Source organism: Herbaspirillum sp. B65, assembly GCF_000333555.1.
GTDB lineage: Bacteria > Pseudomonadota > Gammaproteobacteria > Burkholderiales > Burkholderiaceae_D > Herbaspirillum > Herbaspirillum rubrisubalbicans.
In genome coordinates, this window is record NZ_BADI01000660.1 from 1 (window position 1) to 1,825 (window position 1,825).

A 1,825-nucleotide genomic window follows, 5' to 3' on the forward strand; every position below is an offset into this window, starting at 1 on the left:
TGATGGGACAGGCCCTAGACCACGGAGCCCAGTATATTGAGACGCTTTTTACTAATAAATTTCTGATTTAATATTAGACTTTTCAATATTCAATAATAATCCTGGGCCGGCCATGAACCAGATCGATACCCTCAAGATCTTCCAGCGCGTCGCCGAACTGGCCAGTTTCAGTGGCGCCGCACGCCAGTTGGGCTTGCCCAATGCCAGTGTCTCGCTGGCGGTACAGCAATTGGAGCAGATGCTGGGCACGCGACTGCTTCAGCGCACCACGCGGCGCGTGCAATTGACCGCCGATGGCGAAGCCTTCTACCGGCGCAGCAAGGATTTGCTCGATGAGTTCGAGTCGCTCAGGGGCATGTTTCGCGCCGGTGGCCAACCCTTGAGCGGCAAGTTGCGGGTGGACATGTCCAGCGCCATGGCGCGCGAGGTGGTGTTGCCGGCTTTGCCGGCTTTCCTGGCACAGCATCCGCAACTGGAGATTGAGCTCTCCGCCAGCGACCGTCGCGTGGACCTGGTGGCCGAAGGATTCGATTGCGTGCTGCGCACCGGCGCCCTGGACGATTCTTCACTGGTGGCACGCACCATCGGTCACCTGGTGCAGGTCAATTGCGCCAGCCCGGCCTATCTCAAGCGCCACGGCACGCCGCGCACGCTGGAGGACCTGGCCCATCACCAACTGGTGCATTACCGGCAGGTGCTGGGCGGCCGGTCGCCCGGCTGGGAGTGGTTCGATGGCAGCCAGACCCATACCTTGCCCATGGCCGGCAGCGTCACCGTCAACAGTACCGAAACCTACTATGCCGCCTGCCAGGCCGGGCTGGGGCTGATCCAGTTGCCGCTGGTGGGCGCCCGCAAGCGCCGCTTGCTGGGCGCTGACAAGCTGGTGGAGGTGCTGCCGCAATACCGGCCGGCGCCGATGCCGGTCAGCCTGCTCTACGCCAGCCGCCGCCACGTGCCGGCACGGCTGCTGGAGTTCATGGATTGGCTACATGCGCTGATCTTCCCACTCACGCAGGAAGGTGGATTGGTCGCGTGAATGGAGCCAGAGGCCAGGGGCCAATGGTTCAGGCCAGCATGGTCTGGCCGACCGGATCGATGGTGACGGTACCGCGCCCGATCTCGATGACCCGGCCACCGACCTGGATCGTTCCCGCTGCGCTGACATCGAGGTACAGGCGCGAAGGACGATCCACCGCCGCGCCCTGGGAGATGGCATAGCGGGCCGGTAATGCATGGCCGGTGGCCATTAGCCAACCGCCCAGGTTGGCGCAGGCCGAACCGGTGCCCGGATCTTCGGCCACGCCGCCGCCCTGCTTGGTAAAAAAGTAGCGTGCCAGCACTTGGTCCGGCGCTTCTTCGTCGAAGGCGAACACATACGCTGTCCTGCGTCCCAGGCTGCTGGTGGGCCAGCGTTCCAGCAGTGCACTGTCGGGTTGGGCGCGGCGCACGGCCTGGGGTGAGCGCAGCGGGATCAGGAACTGGTCGGCCCCGGTATCGACCCACAGTGGATCGCTGGCCAGGTCGCTGGCTTGCAGGCCCAGCAAGGCGGCTACCTCGGCGCGGGTGAGCGGGGAGGGGGCGCTTTTGGGACCACCGGGGCAGGGCGCGGTGAACGTCCAGACATTGTCGCGTGCGTTGACCGGCACCACGCCAGCCTTGAATTCCAGCGTCAGCGCATCGCCGCGGCCGCGCAACTCGCGCACCACTTGTGCCGTACCCAGTGTGGGATGGCCGGCAAAGGGCATTTCATAACCAGTGGTGAAGATACGTACCCGCGCATCGGCCACCGTCGAGGGAAAAATGAAGGTGGTTCCGAAAGATGAAT

At 64.1% G+C, this 1,825-nt stretch carries 2 protein-coding genes; one reads left to right on the forward strand and one right to left on the reverse strand.

Annotated elements, in window-relative coordinates; genetic code table 11:
* The first annotated feature begins 112 nt into the window (after positions 1-112).
* Entirely contained in the window at positions 113-1,036 is a 924-nt protein-coding gene (locus tag I5W_RS15730; protein ID WP_044529935.1) for a LysR family transcriptional regulator, read from the forward strand.
* A gap of 28 nt (positions 1,037-1,064) precedes the next feature.
* On the opposite strand, the gene I5W_RS15735 is transcribed toward I5W_RS15730, so the two are convergent.
* The coding region (locus I5W_RS15735) for a PhzF family phenazine biosynthesis protein (protein WP_044529936.1) at positions 1,065-1,825 on the reverse strand (761 nt) is incomplete at its 5' end.

What these genes read in the sequence shown, in the direction of transcription:
- I5W_RS15730 (WP_044529935.1), top strand. Translation starts at nt 113, where the DNA reads ATGAACCAGATCGATACCCTCAAGATCTTCCAGCGCGTCGCCGAACTG.